The 17,568-nt window shown below is 36.1% G+C and carries 9 protein-coding genes; all 9 read left to right on the forward strand.

What is annotated here, in order from left to right; translation table 11 throughout:
• Positions 1-4,464, forward strand: a 4,464-nt coding sequence (locus tag EWV68_RS16360) for a non-ribosomal peptide synthetase (protein WP_353806750.1), incomplete at its 5' end; no start/stop codon positions are given.
• 39 nt (positions 4,465-4,503) lie between these two features.
• A complete protein-coding gene (fni, locus tag EWV68_RS16365) occupies positions 4,504-5,547 on the forward strand; it encodes a type 2 isopentenyl-diphosphate Delta-isomerase (RefSeq protein ID WP_287170431.1) in 1,044 nt (347 codons plus the stop codon).
• A complete protein-coding gene (locus EWV68_RS16370; RefSeq protein WP_012267922.1) occupies positions 5,541-6,173 on the forward strand; it encodes a LysR family transcriptional regulator in 633 nt (210 codons plus the stop codon). Before fni ends, EWV68_RS16370 begins: the two co-directional genes overlap by 7 nt.
• A 96-nt stretch (positions 6,174-6,269) precedes the next feature.
• Positions 6,270-6,896 (forward strand): cupin domain-containing protein, encoded by a 627-nt coding sequence (locus tag EWV68_RS16375; RefSeq protein ID WP_147068694.1) that lies wholly within the window; start codon positions 6,270-6,272, stop codon positions 6,894-6,896.
• Between the two features lie 48 nt (positions 6,897-6,944).
• A complete protein-coding gene (locus tag EWV68_RS16380; RefSeq protein ID WP_002796359.1) occupies positions 6,945-7,745 on the forward strand; it encodes an SDR family oxidoreductase in 801 nt (266 codons plus the stop codon).
• 31 nt (positions 7,746-7,776) lie between these two features.
• Positions 7,777-8,721, forward strand: a complete 945-nt coding sequence (locus EWV68_RS16385) for a putative capsular polysaccharide synthesis family protein (protein WP_287170432.1) — start codon at positions 7,777-7,779, stop codon at positions 8,719-8,721.
• Positions 8,722-8,812: 91 nt separating this feature from the next.
• A complete protein-coding gene (locus EWV68_RS16390; RefSeq protein WP_287170433.1) occupies positions 8,813-12,091 on the forward strand; it encodes a non-ribosomal peptide synthetase in 3,279 nt (1,092 codons plus the stop codon).
• A gap of 55 nt (positions 12,092-12,146) precedes the next feature.
• Positions 12,147-12,923 carry an SDR family NAD(P)-dependent oxidoreductase gene (locus EWV68_RS16395; protein ID WP_012267917.1) on the forward strand — a complete coding sequence of 259 codons (777 nt, stop codon included), beginning with the start codon at positions 12,147-12,149 and terminating at the stop codon, positions 12,921-12,923.
• Between the two features lie 84 nt (positions 12,924-13,007).
• Positions 13,008-17,480 (forward strand): non-ribosomal peptide synthetase family protein, encoded by a 4,473-nt coding sequence (locus EWV68_RS16400; protein ID WP_287873614.1) that lies wholly within the window; start codon positions 13,008-13,010, stop codon positions 17,478-17,480.
• Positions 17,481-17,568 lie beyond the last annotated feature (88 nt).

The following is a 17,568-nucleotide window of genomic DNA, read 5'->3' on the forward strand; positions in this document are numbered from 1 at the left end:
CGCTTAAACATTGATATTTTAGAGCAAACGATTAATGCTATTATTCAACGGCATGAGAGCTTACGCACAAGCTTTCCAATGGTTGAAGGAAAACCTATTCAAAAAATTGCTCCATCTCTGAAGATTAAATTATTAGTTGTTAATTTAAAAGATATCCCCCAAGAGCAAATTGACAAACAGATTATTAAAGAACTACAAAAACCCTTTGATTTAACTCAATCTCCCCTATTACGATGTACTCTGTTTGATCTGGGATATGAAAATTATATTTTAGTCAACGTCTTCCATCATATTATTATCGATGGTTGGTCAAAAAGCATTTTATTTAAAGAATTATCTAAATTTTATCAAGCATTTTTATCCAATTCAACCGTAGATTTACCCGAATTACCTATACAATATGCGGATTTTGCGGTATGGCAAAGACAATGGTTACAAGGTGAAATCTTAGAAAATCAGTTAAATTATTGGAAAAAACAATTAACGGGCGCTCCTCCTTTATTAGAACTTCCAACCGATAAACACCGTCCGGCTAATCCCAATTTTCGAGGTCATAGTATCTCGTTTCAAATTAACTCAGAACTCACCGAAAAACTGAAACTTTTGAGCCAAAAGTCGGGGGTGACTTTATTTATGACCTTACTGGCTGCTTTAAACACTTTACTCTTCCGTTATAGTGGCCAAGATGATATTTTAATCGGGACACCCACCGCCAACCGAAACCGACAAGAAATTGAACCTTTGATTGGTTTTTTTGTCAATACTTTAGTGCTGCGGAATTCCCTAGAAGGAAATCCGACTTTTTCAGGATTATTACAGCAAGCTCGCAATGTTGTTTTAGAAGCTTATGCCAATCAAGATGTACCCTTTGAGCAAGTGGTTGATGGGTTAGAAATAGAACGAAGTTTAAGTTATAATCCCTTATTTCAGGTAATGTTTGCGCTGCAAAATGCCCCCCTCAATACTTTAGAATTACCCAATTTAAAAGCTCAATATCTAGCCGTTGAAAACCAGAGAATTAAATTTGATCTCAGCTTAGTTTTAGAGGAAATCGAAACCGAAAAAGGAGCTTATTTAGAAGGTTTTTGGGAATATGATAGCGACCTATTTACTCCTGAAAGAATTAACCGCATGGTGGGTCATTTCCAAACTTTATTAAAGGGGATTGTAGCCAATCCTCAGCAAACCATCGGGGAATTACCGTTACTGACTGAATCGGAAAAACAGCAATTATTAGTAGAATGGAATCAAACTCAAACGTCTTATCCTGATCATTACTGTATTCATCAGTTATTTGAAGAACAGGTTGTTAAAACACCTGATGCTATAGCGGTCATCGATGGAGAACAATCCCTCACCTATGAACAGTTAAATCAAAAAGCCAATCAGATTGCCCGTTATTTACAAAAATTAGGGGTTAAACCAGATCAATTAATTGGGATTTGTGTCGAGCGATTGCCCTTAATGATTATTGGATTTTTAGGAATCTTAAAAGCTGGAGGAGCTTATGTACCACTGGACACAAGCTATCCCGAAGAACGACTTGAATCTATCATAAATGATGCTGAAATCAAAATTTTATTAACGCAACAGCACCTCATCAAAAAACTACCAACAACAGTCAATCAATTGATTTGTTTAGAACAAGATGAAGACCCAATTAAACAACAAAGTAAACAGAATCCTCTCAGTCATGTTAACGCTGAGAATTTAGCCTACGTCATCTATACTTCAGGTTCTACAGGTAAACCTAAAGGAGTTGCTATTCCCCATCGAGGAGTGACTCGTTTAGTCTGTAATACTAACTATATATATTTAAAACCAACTGATAGAATGGCTCAGGTTTCTAATCCTTCTTTTGATGCCGCTACTTTTGAAATTTGGGGGGCGCTGATACATGGCGCACAGTTAATAGGAGTAGATAAAGATACAGTTCTTTCTCCTGAAAAATTTGTTCATTTTCTCCAAAAATATCAAATTACTATTTTATTCTTAACGACAGCGTTATTTAATCAGTTAGTTCAGACTATTCCCCATGCTTTTCAAAGCTTAAGATATTTACTTTTTGGTGGCGAAGCAGTTGATCCTCAATGGGTCAAAGAGTCCCTTAATAAAGGAACCGCTCAAAATTTACTTCATGTTTATGGGCCAACAGAAAGCACAACTTTTACCTCTTGGTATTTAATTAAAAATATTCCTTCAGAAGCTACAACTATTCCAATTGGTCGTCCTTTAGCTAATACAGAAATTTATATTCTTGATCCCTATTTGCAACCTGTTCCTATTGGTGTTAAAGGCGAATTGCATATTGGTGGTGATGGTTTAGCCCGTTGTTATCTCAATCGTCCTGACTTAACTGAACAAAAATTTATTCCCAATCCTTTTAGTCAAGATTCGTCAGCACGTCTGTATAAAACAGGTGATATAGTACGCTATTTAGCCGATGGGAATATTGAATTTATTGGACGGATTGATCATCAGGTAAAAATCAGAGGTTTTAGAATTGAATTAGGCGAAATAGAAGCCGTTTTATTTCAGCATCCTCAAGTCAAAGATGGAATTGTTATCGCCAGAGAAGATCTACTTGGAATCAAGCGTTTGTATGCTTATGTTGTTCCGAAAGATAAACAACTCACTCAGCCAGAATTACGAATTTTTCTCCAAGAAAAGCTGCCCAATTATATGATTCCTGCTTTCTTGATTTTCTTAGATGCTTTTACTCTTAATCAGAATGGAAAAATTGATCGCAGTGTTTTACCTAGACCAGAAATTGATGTTAATGAATTAGAAAATTATCTTCTTCCTAGTACCGAGAAAGAAACAATTCTAGCCCAAATTTGGCAGGAAGTTTTAGGTCAAAATCAAATTAGTATTAATGAGAATTTCTTTGAATTAGGAGGCGATTCAATTATCGCCATTCAAATTGTCGCTAAAGCTAATCAAGTGGGATTACAAATTACTCCTAAACAATTATTTAGTCATCAAACTATCGCTCAATTAGCCACCGTAGCGGAGACAACTGCTATCACTGAAATTGACCAGGGATTAGTTACAGGTGAAGTCCCGTTAACGCCGATTCAAAAATGGTTTTTTGAACAAAATTGGCCCGAACGTCATCACTTTAATCAATCTATCTTGTTAGAGGTTCCCAATAATCTACAACCAGATTTATTAAAACAAACTATTTCTAAATTACTCTATCACCATGATGCCTTGCGGTTACGGTTTGTGCAAAAAGGGGAACAATGGCAACAAAATCACAGCGATGATTGCAATAATTTTGCTTTTGAAAAGGTGGATTTATCCCGTCTATCTTGCGATAAACAATTGACCAAGATCGCAGAAATTTCCGAGGTTCAACAACGGGTACTGAATTTAGAGGAAGGCCCCTTAATGGCGGTGGTTTTCTTCGCCTTGGGTGAGAGGGAAAAAATGTTAATTGTAATTCATCATTTAGCAGTAGATGGAATTTCTTGGCGGATTATCCTCGAAGATTTCGTCACTATTTACCACCAATTAGAAACCCAAAAGCCCCTGCAACTTACTCCTAAAACCAGTTCTTTTAAAACTTGGGCTGAGGAACTGCAAAACTATGCGAAAACCCCAGAATTTCACGCTCAATTCAAGTATTGGCTAAACCGTGATTTTCCCTCAATTTCTCCTCTTCCTTTGGACTGTCAAGGTGAAGCTCAGTCCAACATTGTTGCCCATGCCAAAACGGTTTCTTTCACCTTAACCGAAGAACAAACCCGCTTACTATTACAGGAGGTTCCGCAAGCTTATAACACCCAAATTAATGATATTTTATTAACCGCTTTAGTCCAAGCTTTTAGCCGTTGGACAGGAAGTGATCAGCTTTTACTTGACATGGAAGGTCATGGAAGAGAAAATGTAATCGAGTCCCTAAATTTGTCTCGAACTGTCGGTTGGTTTACCAGTATTTTTCCCGTCTTTTTGACCTTAGAAAATCTCTACCATCCCGGTGAATGTCTCAAGTCCATTAAAGAGCAATTACGACAAATTCCGAATCGGGGATTTGATTATGGAATTGGATATTATCTGAATTCAGATTTAACGATTCAATCCCCGTTAAAAAATTACCCTAAAGCTCAAGTCAGCTTTAATTATTTAGGTCAATTTACCAGCCATCAAATCGGCGAGATAGGCTGGAAATTATCTCAAGAATCCACTGGTTCCATTCATAGTCCTTTGGGACAACGTTCCCATTTAATTGCGATTCATGGAATTGTGGTTGATGGGCAACTTGATATGGAATGGCAATATAGTGAAAATTTTCATCATCAAACAACGATCAAAAATTTAGCCGCTGCCTATCGAGATTCTTTAGAAAGCCTGATTAACCATTGTTTATCGGTAGAAGGAGGCTATACTCCATCGGATTTTCCCGATGCGGATCTTAATCAGGCAGAATTAGATGAACTGCTTTCAGAACTTGATTTTTAACCTCAACTTAATGTTTAACCCTCCTGCTTGATAACAACTATGCCATCACCTAATCTTCCCAGTGAAATTGAAAATCGTAAAAGTGAACATCTGCGAGTTTGTATCGAAAAAGATGTAGAATTTCAACAACTTACAAGCGGTTTAGAAAAATATTGTTTTACCCATTGTTGTCTTCCTGAACTTGACCGTAGCGATATTGAACTGGGGACAACCTTTTTAGGGAAATCTTTAAAAGCTCCAATTCTCATCTCTTCCATGACCGGAGGAACAGAATTAGCCCATTTAGTCAATACTCGATTGGCAACGGTCGCTCAACGCTATGGTTTAGCGATGGGGGTGGGTTCTCAACGCATTGCACTCGAACAACCGGAATTAGCGCCGACCTTTGCAGTCCGTTCTCTGGCGCCGGATATTCTCCTGTTAGCGAATTTAGGGGCTGTACAGTTAAATTACGGCTGCGGTTTAGAAGACTGTTTAAAATTGGTGGAATTATTAGAAGCTGATGCCTTAATTCTGCATCTCAATCCTTTACAAGAATGGGTGCAATCGGGAGGCGATTCTAATTTTAAAGGGTTACTCGCTAAAATTCAGCAAATTTGCGCTCAATTACCCGTTCCTGTCATCGCCAAAGAAGTCGGAAATGGCATCTCTGCGGTGATGGCCAAACAATTAATTGAAGCCGGAGTCGCCGCGATTGATGTGGCGGGAGCCGGAGGCACGTCCTGGGCCAAAGTCGAAAGCCAAAGAGCCAAAGACAACAGACAAAGGCATCTCGGACAAGTTTTTGCCGATTGGGGTTTACCTACGGCTGAATGTATTACCGCCATTCGGTCGATGAATTCAACCATTCCTTTAATTGCTTCTGGGGGCTTAAAAAATGGCTTAGATCTTGCCAAATCTATCGCTCTAGGAGCCGATTTAGGAGGGTTGGCTCGTCCGTTTCTCGTAGCAGCGATTGAATCAGAAGCCGCCGTTGATGAGTTGGTAAAATTTTTAATTGCTGAACTTGAAATTGTTTTATTTTGTACCGGAAATCCTAATTTATCCACCCTTAAAAATTCAGGAGCCTTAAAACCATGTTAAAGTTTTCAATGGAATTGTGTTATCCCCAGCTTGATGTCAAAACCTTAAGCGTTGGCACTTTGGGTCCAAAAGAAACCAGTAGTGAACAAACCTTAAATTATCTAATTTCTCAATGGAAATTACAACAGATTTCGGTTAATAGTCATTTATTTGATAGCTTTACAGATTTAAAAGAATCTTTACTCGAAAATCAGATAGATTTGGCGTTAGTCCCCCATGCCTATGAAAAAATTAATGATTTCTATATGGAACCGAGGTTTAAACTAGGTTTTATCTTCACCTATCCCACACCCGTTTACGGATTAGCCAAGCGAAAAAATGAAGAAATCGTTTTAGAAAATTGTACCCTGGTCACTCATCCCGCTCCTCTTCCTTTACTTCCTTATTTATTACCTGGCGACCTGAATCAAAATAAGATTAAAATCAAATTTGTCAATTCTACCAGTGTGGCCGCTATTCAAGTTAAACAAGGGTTGGCAGATTTAGCCATTACCAATGAAAATGCCCTCCGAGAATATGATTTAGAATTTATTTCACAATATGGTAAAATTGAGATGAGTTGGTCTTTATTTCACAAAAAGGAAAACACCATGATTCAAAGTATTTATTTACCAGTGCATACCTAAAAAAGCTACCTATCCGCTCAAAATAGTTGCCTTCATCACATAAAAATAATTGAGATTTAACCTCTCAATTTCATTTTGAACCTGTACCCTAAAATCATGTCTGAATTTTTCCCAATTCCCGATCCTCTTAAACTCAATCATCATGTAGAATTAGAGGTTTTTCAATGCCAAGATACCATTTTTCAATTATACGTTATAGCTCCTAATGCTAAACTTGAATCCCACCAACATCCTGAAAGTCAAATTGGCATGGTATTCTCAGCAGAACTAGAACTGTATATTAAAGATTTGATTAAACCCTTAAGACCTTTGCAAGATGTTTATATAGCTGATGGCAATATTCCTCATGGTGCTTTTAATCCTTTATCAGAACCGATGATTGGATTTGATCTTAAACGGATTACCTCTGCTTTACCGTCAGAAGATGTTTTATTAACACTATCCAACAACCAAGATAAAATCACTCATTTACCTTGTCAATCTGTTAAGGGTTCTTGGTTTGAAATTGTCATGATGAAAATCCCTTCTGGTTATTCCATTCCCCCACATCAAGGTGAGCAAGAAGAAATCGGATTTATTTTGAATGGAAAATTAGAAATCTCCATAGAAAATGAAGGACAGTTTTTAGAATATGGTCAAATTTATTATGCTCCTTCAAAAGTTTTAAAAAAGGGATATAATTCATCGAAACAAGATATTAATTTGATTAAAATTTTAATTTAGTTCGTTTTATGATTTTAAGTTTAACCTCAAAATGCTAGGACAAAGTTTATGGATTTAGGATTAAAAGATAAAGTGGCTTTGATTACGGGAAGTAGTGCAGGAATTGGGTTTACCATTGCTGAAAAATTAGCAGAAGAAGGCTGTCACTTAATTATTTGTGGTCGCAATTCCCAACGCTTAGAACAAGCTTATCAATCTCTGGCTCAAGCTTATCCTGTCCAAGAAATTCTGCGTTTAGTGGCTGATGTCCATCAAGCTCAAGATTCTGAACAATTAATACAGGACTCTTTAAATCAATATGGCAAAATTGACATTTTAGTAAATAATTCTGAAGGAGCTAACTTTGCTGATAATTTAATTGAAAACCTTTCCGATGAAGATTGGTTAAACGTTTTTCAAGGAAAATTAATGGGTTATATTCGCTTAACCAATTTAGTGTTACCGATTATGAAAAAACAACATTGGGGAAGAATTGTTAATATCATTGGGACATCGGGAAAAGAGCCATCTCCTCGTTTAGTTAAATCGGGTGTTGTCAATGCAGCTTTAATGAATTTTACCAAATCAGTAGCTAGACAAACCGCCCCCTATAATGTTTTAATTAATAGTGTTAACCCCGGCGTTATTGATACCCCTAGACATCGAGAATATTTAGAAATTTATGCCAAAAAGCAAGGAACAACCCCAGATTTAATCCGAGAAGGAATTCTAAAAACAATTCCCATGAATCGAATTGGTACGACTGAAGAATTTGCTAATCTCGTTGTATTTTTAGCTTCAGAATGTGCGAGTTATATAACGGGAATTACTATTCCCATCGATGGTGGTTTATCCTCGTCAGCATTTTAAATTCAACCCTCCAGCATCATCAACAAGCATCATGAACACACAAACTAAACTCTCAAACCAAGCTCTTAACTATTATCCCATCGCAGATAAACAGTTTTTTCCCGTGTATTCCTATATGAATAATAGGATTAATATGTGGAATACAGAAAGAAAATTAAAACAAGAACTTCTCAATAATTCTTCAGTCATATTTGTTTATCAAATGGGGAAAGTCGGTTCAATGAGTACCTATTTGACCCTAAAAAAACATCTGCAAAATCAAGCTATTTATCATATCCATAATCTGAATTCAGAACATTTCTCAAAAATTTGGGAAACAATGCAACTGGAGAAACATTATCATGCTTTTACCTTTGGGCATTCCTGTATGACCAAATATTTAAGCGAACACATTGAGGAAATTAAAAATCAAAAAAATATTAAAATTATTACTGGAGTCCGAGAACCCATCGCCCGTAATATTTCTTGGTTTTTTCAAGTCATTCATTCTCAATCTGTTTTTCCTGAATTTTTCATAAAATATCAAGAAGGATTAATCACAATGGATGAAATTATTAAAAAATTTTGGTCTCAAAAATTTGTTTATGGAAAGCAGTTTGACTGGTTTGAAGAAGAATTGCAACCAGTTTTCGGCATTGATATCGCTTCCATTGATTTTCCGAAAGAAAAAGGTTATGCGATTGCAAATTTCCCAGACAGAAATATTGACTTATTAGTCTTAAAATTAGAAAAACTTGATTCTTGCTTAAAAGAAGCCCTAGAAACTTTTTTAGGTGTTGAAAATTTAGATTGTGAACGACTTGACCGAGCAGACTTTTTAGAAGCGGATGACTATCTCATCTATGATAATTTAAAAAAGAGTCTGACCTTTAGTGATAAATATTTAGAAGAGATTTATGATCAACCATTAGTGCGTCATTTTTACACCGATGAAGAAATTAACAAATTTAAACTCAAGTGGTCTAGTCAACGTTAAAGGTAATTCGTTCTAATTTTATCAGGTTTCTTGAATCAAATTTTATTCAAGAAACTCACGCATATTTTTATTTAATCTATTGGGAAAAACAATGGTAACACCTCAACAATCTAGGGTTAGTAAAAAAGATATTGAATCCATTTATCCCCTTTCTCCCATGCAGCAGGGGATGCTGTTTCATTCTTTATATAATCCAGAATCAAAGACGTATTTATCACAAATTCAAATCACCTTGCAAGGCAATTTAGATATTAATGCGTTCCAACAAGCTTGGCAAAAAGTAGTAGATAGACATAGTATTTTACGGACTTGTTTTGCTTGGAAAAAAACCAAACAGCCTTTACAAGTGGTTAGAAAAAATGTCACCTTACCTTGGTTTAATTATGATTGGCGAGCGCATTCTCTCGCCGAACAAGAAACTAAATTTCAGGAATTATTAACCTCTGATAAAGAGCAATATTTTGAATTAGATAAAGTCCCCTTACTTCGATGTCATTTAATTCAAGTCGAAGATCAAAAATATGAATTTATCCATACTGGACATCATATTTTATTAGATGGTTGGGCAACAGCAATTCTGTTGAAAGAAGTTTTCGAGTTTTACGCTGGACTCATCAACTATCGACCCGTCAATTTACCGACACCCCGCCCTTACCAAGACTATATTAATTGGGTACAACAGCAAGATCAAACTGAAGCCGAACGATTTTGGCGACAAAATCTTCAAGGTTTTACCTCTCCAACTCCATTAGTCGTTGATAAACCGTTAAATCCTCTTGTTACTCAAAGTAAAAATTATCTTCATCAAAAATCAAAACTTTCTCCAGAAATTACCAGTCGTCTGAAATTACTCGCCCAAGAATATCGCCTTACTCTTTCTACCCTAATTCAAGGAGCTTGGGCTTTATTATTACATCATTATAGTAGTGAATCTGATATTGTATTTGGGGCAACCGTTTCGGGACGATCGCCCAATTTTACTGGGATTGAATCGATGGTAGGGATGTTTTTAAATACCTTACCCGTTCGCCTCCAAATTGAGTCTCAACTTGAATTATTAACTTGGTTTCAACAATTACAACAAGAGCATTTAGAACGAGAGCAATATAGTTATAGTTCTTTAATTGATATTCAAAAATGGAGTGAAATTCCGTCCCCTCATTCAGTTTTTGAAAGTTTTGTTGTCTTTGAAAATTTACCCTTTAGCGACAATGATAGTCAGAATTTAGGCGGTTTACAAGTCGGTGAAATGCAAGATTATGGCAATGCTGATTATCCCTTAACGGTTATTGTCACCCCTGGAGAAGCCTTAAGTATTAAAATTATTTATCCTCAAGAACGATTTGAAAATGACACCATTGAAAGGATATTAGGTCATTTTAAAACCTTATTAGAAGGAATCGCTATTAATCCCCATCGTCGGATTCAAGACTTACCTTTATTAACGGAAGCTGAACGTCAATTATTATTAATTGAATGGAATCAAACTGCACCCCAAAAGCCTCTTAAACACTGCGTTCATGAATTATTTGAACAACAAACCCTCAAAACCCCTTCAGCCATCGCCGTTGTTGTTCAAGAGCAACAATTAACCTATCAAGAACTCAATGAGTCTGCCAATCAACTCGCCCATTATTTACAAAAAATTGGGGTGAGTTCTCAATCTTTGGTCGGGATTTGTTTAGAACGATCTCTTAATATGGTAATTGCCGTTTTAGCAGTGTTAAAAGTAGGCTGTGTTTGTGTTCCCCTAGATCCAACCTATCCTCAAGAAAGACTTTCTTACATCCTGCAAGACACCCAACTTAAATTCTTATTAACTCAAAAAGAGTGTCAATCCCTGTTAAACAGTGAAACGATTTCTCAACGGATTTTATTGGATGAACAAGGGTCAGAAATTGCCTTAGAAACCAAGACTAATCTTGACAACCCCGTGAGTTTAAAGGATTTGGCCTATATTATTTATAGTTCAGGCTCTACGGGTGTGCCAAAAGGGATTATGATCCTGCATCAATCCTTAACCAATATTATTGAGCATCATCAGGCGAAAATGTCACTGGAGAGAAATTTCTTACAATTTGCTCCCTTCAATTTCGATGTTAGCTATCACGAAATGTTTGCAGCCTGGTGTTTAGGGGGAAGCTTATTTATTGTTCCAGAAGATGCCCGCTTAGACCTTGCTAAAATAAGTCAATTATTGGCAAATAACCCTATTCATAAAGCGATTTTGCCCGTTACTTTGTTACAACAATTAATTGAAACCTATAGTGAGGAAACCTACTTATTTGCTAACTTGCGTGAAATTATTTCAGCTGGAGAGCAATTACAAATTACTCCAGCGATGATTTCTGCATTCAAGAAACTCGAACATTGTACGCTTTACAATTTTTATGGCCCGACAGAAGCGGATATCGTTACCAGTTATACCTTTGACCCTAATCCTGAGCTTTGGCCGAAGTATATTCCCATTGGTAAACCCGCGATTAATGTGCAAGTTTATATTTTAAATTCCCATCTTCAACCTGTACCCATCGGAGTCACTGGCGAGTTATATGTTGCGGGTGGCGGTTTAGCGCGGGGTTATTTCAACAATCCCCAATTAACCAAAGAAAAATTTATTGCTAATCCCTTTAGCGATAATTCATTGCTGTATAAAACTGGAGATTTAGCTCGTTATTTACCCAATGGAGACATTGAATATTTAGGAAGAATTGATGATGTGGTCAAAGTTAGAGGTTATAGAATTGAATTAGGGGAAGTAGAAACTATTTTAAATCAACATCCTCAAATTGCCCAAGCCATTGCTACAGTTCAGGGAGAAACCGCCAGAGAAAAATATTTAGCCGCTTATTTTATTCCCCGTCCAGGTGAAACCGTAAACCAAGTTGAATTACGTCATTTTCTTGAAAACTGGCTACCCGATTATATGATTCCCTCTGCTTTTGTGGTGATGGAATCTTTTCAACTCAGTCCTAACGGTAAAGTTGATCGAAAAGTCTTACCAATACCCGATAAAAACCCCTTATCGTTAACTCAAAATTATGTCGCTCCTCGAACTGCAATTGAAGAAGTTTTAGCAGAAATTTGGGCAGAAATTTTAGAAGTCGAACGAGTTGGGATTGAAGACGATTTCTTTCTGTTAGGTGGGCATTCTTTAAAAGCGATTCAACTGATTAGTAAAATCCGTCAAACCTTAGAAATTGAAATTTCTGTGCGCCAACTTTTTAATCACTCAACTATCAGCCAATTAACTCAAGTCATGATTGAATTAGTGGGTAATGAAGGTTTACTGAATGAAATTGCCGTAACAGTTCAAGAAATTTCTAGACTTTCACCAGAAGAAGTTCAAGCTTTATTATCTCAAAGCTGAACCTAAATGAATTAAACTTTCTATAGTGGACATTGATTTAAACTGAAGGAAAAAAATGACAAATCATCTCTTTGATTTAACAGGTAAAGTTGCAATTATCACGGGTGCTGCCCGAGGAATTGGTCGGGTATTAGCCCAAGGATTAGCACAAGCTGGAGCTAAGGTGGTAATTGGTGATATTAATCAAGTTGGTGCTGAACAAACGGTTCAACTGATTCAAGAAGCAGGAGGCGAAGCCATGGCAATTGAGACCGATGTTCGTCAACGTCAAGCTTGTCAGAATTTAATTAACCAGGCGGTTGCTCATTATGGTCAACTCGATATTATGGTCTGTAATGCAGGAGTTGAAATTCTCAAAAACACTGATGAATTAGAGGAATTTGAATGGGATCAGGTTATTAATGTTGACTTAAAAGGTTATTTTAATTGCGCTCAACTCGCAACCAAACAAATGATCAAACAAGGAACAGCAGGTTCAATTATTATGAATTCTTCTATCTGTGCTTTCGTTGCTGTTCCCAAATCTTCAGGAGCATATAGCGCCGCAAAAGGTGGTGTCAATCAATTAGTAAAATCCCTAGCGGTCGAATTAGCTAGTCACAAAATTCGAGTCAATGCTTTTGCACCGGGCTATATGAATAATATGATGGAAGGAACAGAAGGTTTACGTTCAACTTCCGATGAAATGGACGAATTATATACTAGAATTCCCATGAAACGAACTGGAGATTTAGAAGAGTTAATTGGCCCTGTCGTGTTTTTAGCGTCCGAAGCTTCCTCTTATGTAACTGGAGCAATTTTAATGGTAGATGGAGGTTATACTGCTATTTAGCATCAATAATTAAACAATTTTTAGGTTGATTTATATCCATCAAACCAACCTAAAATCACTAAATTAAATAAATCCTATTAACTCATGTCAAAAATGAACCATAACTCTCAAGAAAAACAGAAATTACTCAAGCTGTTACTACAAAAAAAAGGAATCGGTGTAAAAACAAATACGATACCTCCTAGGTATCCATCTCAACTTGTACCGCTTTCTTTTTCTCAAGAACGACTTTGGTTTTTGTACCAATTAGAAGCTCAAGGCTATACCTATAATATGCCGTTTCGCTTTCAAATTGAAGGCAATTTAGATATTGAGTTCTTTAGAAAAGCTTTGGAAACTATTATGCAACGTCATGAATTGTTGCGAACTTGTTTTCAAGAAGTTGACGAAATTCCCCGACAAATTATTAACCAGAAAATTGATTTAAATTTGCCTTTGTTGGATTTACAGTCCTTATCTTCTACGGAACAAACCCAAGAATTAGAGCGATTAACCGAACAAGAAATTTATACTCCCTTTGACTTAACCCAAGCTCCCTTAATGCGGACTTTTTTGGTTAAATTAAAAGCTGATTCTTATCTTTTATTTTTGAGTTTACACCATTCTATTTTTGATGGCTGGTCAATGAAAGTTTTACTACAAGAACTTTCTCGTTTATATCAAGCTTTTTTACAAAAACAATCTAATCCTTTACCCGATTTACCTATTCAATATGGTGATTTTGCCGTTTGGCAAAGACAACAGTTACAAGGAGATAAACTCACCCAAGAAGTTAATTATTGGCAACAACAATTAACCGGAATTCCACCCTTATTGGAAATTCCCACTGATCATCCTCGTCCTCCCATACAAACGTTTAAAGGCAATAATTGTACATTTAAACTAAGTCCAGAATTAAGCCAACACCTGAAAAATATTAGCCAAACGTCAACCGCTACTTTGAATATGACACTGTTAACGGCGTTTAATGTTTTATTATATCGTTATAGCCGTCAAGAAGATATTGTGATTGGAATTCCCAGTGGAAACCGACAGTTTCCTGAAATTGAACCCTTAATTGGTTGCTTTATTAATACCTTACCTATTCGCACTCAGTTTAAAGAAAATATCTCATTTAAAGCTTTATTAAATCAAGTTAAACAAGTAGTTTTAGAAGCTTATGAATACCAAGATTTACCCTTAGAAAAGGTGGTAGAAGCGGTAAATCCTCAACGAAACATAAGTTATAGTCCTTTATTCCAAGTGATGTTTTCTTGGGAAGATATGCTGCACATTAATCATTTTTCGATGGCGGATTTAAAATTAACTCCCGTCACGATGAATGCTTTAATTGCTCAATTTGATTTAACCTTAGCCATGCAAGAAACGACTGAGGGTTTAGTTGGCTCGTTTGATTATAATTGCGCGTTGTTTAATCAAGACACAATTGAGCGCATGATTACCCACTTTAAAACTTTATTAGAAGGAATTGCCATTAATCCTGAACAATCGATTGAATTATTACCTATTTTACCTTTATCAGAACAAAAGTTATTAGCTCAATGGAATCAGACTAATATTGCTGAAAATCCAAAGGTTTGTATTCATGAATTATTTGAACATCAAGTTTTAAAAAATCCAAATGGGATCGCAATAGAATGGGGCAGGGAAAAAATCACCTATCAAGACTTAAATCATCGTGCCAATCAATTAGCTCATTATCTCCAATCTAAGGGGGTTAAAGTTGAATCGTTAGTGGGAATTTGTTTAGAACAATCTGTATCTATTATTATCAGTTTTTTGGCAATTCTTAAAACTGGTGCTGCTTATCTTGTTCTAGCTCCCAATTATCCCCAAGAGCGTTTAAACTATATCTTAAATGATGCTCAAGTCTCGGTATTAATTACTCAAAATACCTTGGTTAATTTATTCCGTGATCATCAAGCAGAAGTGGTTTGTCTGGATACTGAAGAAAACTTAATTATTAGTCAAAGCCAAAACAATTTAGTTAACCCTATTCAGCCAAATAATTTAGCTTATATTATTTATACCTCTGGTTCAACAGGCACTCCTAAAGGGGTTATGATTGAACATCAAAGTTTAGTTAATCATAGTTTAGGAATCATTAAATTCTATGATTTAACAAATCGTGATCGAATTTTACAATTTGCTTCTTTTACCTTTGATGTAGCTGCTGAAGAAATTTATCCAACTTTTTTAACGGGTGCAACTTTAGTTATGCGTCCTGCATTAATGTTCCCTTCTTTAGCTGATTTTACTCAATTTATTCAGCAAAAGTGTTTAACAGTCATTAATCTTCCGGCTACTTATTGGCATGAATGGGTATTAGATTTATCTCAAACTTTAATAACCTTACCTGAAACCCTACGCTTAGTGATTACAGGAAGTGAAGAAGTATTACCAGAGCGATTAATATTATGGCAAAAAATACTATCAAATAGTCAACGAGAAGATATCACTTGGTTGAATGCTTATGGTCCGACAGAAGCGACGATAACCAGCACAGTTTTTAATCCCAATTTCATTCATAAAATTGCTCAAATTCATTCTGTTGCCATTGGTAAACCGATTACAAATACACAGGTTTATATTTGTGATCCCTATTTGCAACAAGTCCCCATTGGAATACCAGGAGAACTGTTAATTGGAGGTTTAGGTTTGGCCAAAGGTTATCTCAATCGCGATGATTTAACCCGTGAAAAATTTATTACTCATGCTTTTAATTCATCAGAATATCAACGTTTCTATAAAACTGGAGATTTAGCTCGTTATTTACCCGATGGAAATATAGAGTTTTTAGGACGCATTGATAATCAAGTTAAAATTCGAGGGTTTCGTATTGAAATTGGCGAAATTGAAGCCGTATTAACTGAATACCCAGATGTCCGAGCGACGGCGGTAATTGTTCGAGAAGATCAAACAAATAATAAACAATTAGTGGCTTATATTGTGCCAAAATATCCATCCATTGATCCTGCAAAATTGCGGAGTTTTCTTAAACAGAAATTACCAGATTATATGATTCCAGCTTTCTTTGTACAGCTTCAAGAATTGCCCTTAATGAGCAGTGGGAAAATTGATCGTAACGCTTTACCCGCACCCACCGAAATTCGGGAGCAAAAAACGATGATTACACCCCGAACAGCTACGGAAAAAATTGTTGCTGAGATTTGGCAAGATGTTTTAGGGTTAAAGCAAGTTAGTATTTTCGATAATTTCTTTGACTTAGGTGGCCATTCTTTAAAAGCTGCCCAAGTGATTTCTCGACTGCGAGAACAATTAGCTATTAATATTCCTTTAAACTATCTCTTTGCAGAACCGACGGTAGCAGGATTATCCTCTAATTTAGACTTGAATTTATCTGATGAAATTGAGAGCAATCAAATCCCAGATTGGCAAGTCGAAATTACCTTAGACCCCTCCATTCAACCGCCGAATCTTGTGGCTCCCTTTCCTCAAAAACCTGCTGATATTTTGCTAACAGGAGCTACGGGTTTTCTCGGAATTCATTTATTAGCTGAATTGTTGGACAAAACAGAAGCTAATATTCATTGTTTAATTCGAGACAAAAGTTTAGAACAAGCTCAAGCGAAAATTTACCAGAAATTAAAAACCTTTCAATTATGGGATGAACAGAAAAGCTCTCGTATTATTCCTGTTATTGGTGATTTATCCCAAAAACGTTTAGGAATGTGTCAACCTGATTTTCTGGAATTAGCCAATCAAATTGATCTGATTTATCATAATGGAGCTTGGGTGAATGCTATTTATCCCTATTCAATACTGAAACCCACTAATGTTTTAGGAACAGAAGAAATCTTGAGATTAGCGTGCTTAATTAAAACTAAACCTGTTCATTTTGTCTCGACGATTTCTGTTTTTTCCCCCAGTTATGCTCAAGGAAACTTAATTCAAGAATCTGATCCCCTGGGTATAAATCATGGACTCAATGCCGGTTATACTCAAAGTAAATGGGTCGCTGAAAAATTAATCATGGAAGCTGGAAAACGGGGACTTCCGATGACAATTTTCAGAGCATCTCGAATTATTGGACATAGTAAAACTGGAATTTGTAATAGAGAAGATTTGTTTTGTCGTATGATTAAAGGCTGTATTCAATTAGGAATGATTCCTGATTTTGGCGATAGTACAGAAGACCTCACTCCTGTGGATTATGTGAGTGGTGCAATTATACATTTAGCCAGTCAAGAAAGCTCTTTAGGGAAAGCATTTCATTTGTTGAATTCTCACCCAACCTTAAATCGTGACTTATTTGATTGTGTTCGGGAAATGGGTTATCCGTTGCAGTTGGTTTCTTTTGAAAAATGGCGATCACATTTAACAGAACAATGTAAAATTAATACAGATAATGCTTTATCTCCGGTGTTAGATAATTTTTCAGATGAAAATTTATCCGCAGGTTATCCCCCCCAGTTTGATGCTCAAAATACGATGATGGGGTTAAAGGGTACAGCGTTTAATTTTCCCCCGATTGATCAAAAATTGTTAACAACTTATTTTGAATATTTTACTAAAAGTGGGTTTTTAACAAAATAAATGATCGATTTAATCAGACCCCATAAGCTGAATTGCGCAGCTTATCTCATCCCTAGATTCAAAAAAGTCAGATCATCAATTCCACGAG

It is taken from the genome of Microcystis sp. M_QC_C_20170808_M9Col (assembly GCF_007095495.1).
GTDB lineage: Bacteria > Cyanobacteriota > Cyanobacteriia > Cyanobacteriales > Microcystaceae > Microcystis > Microcystis aeruginosa.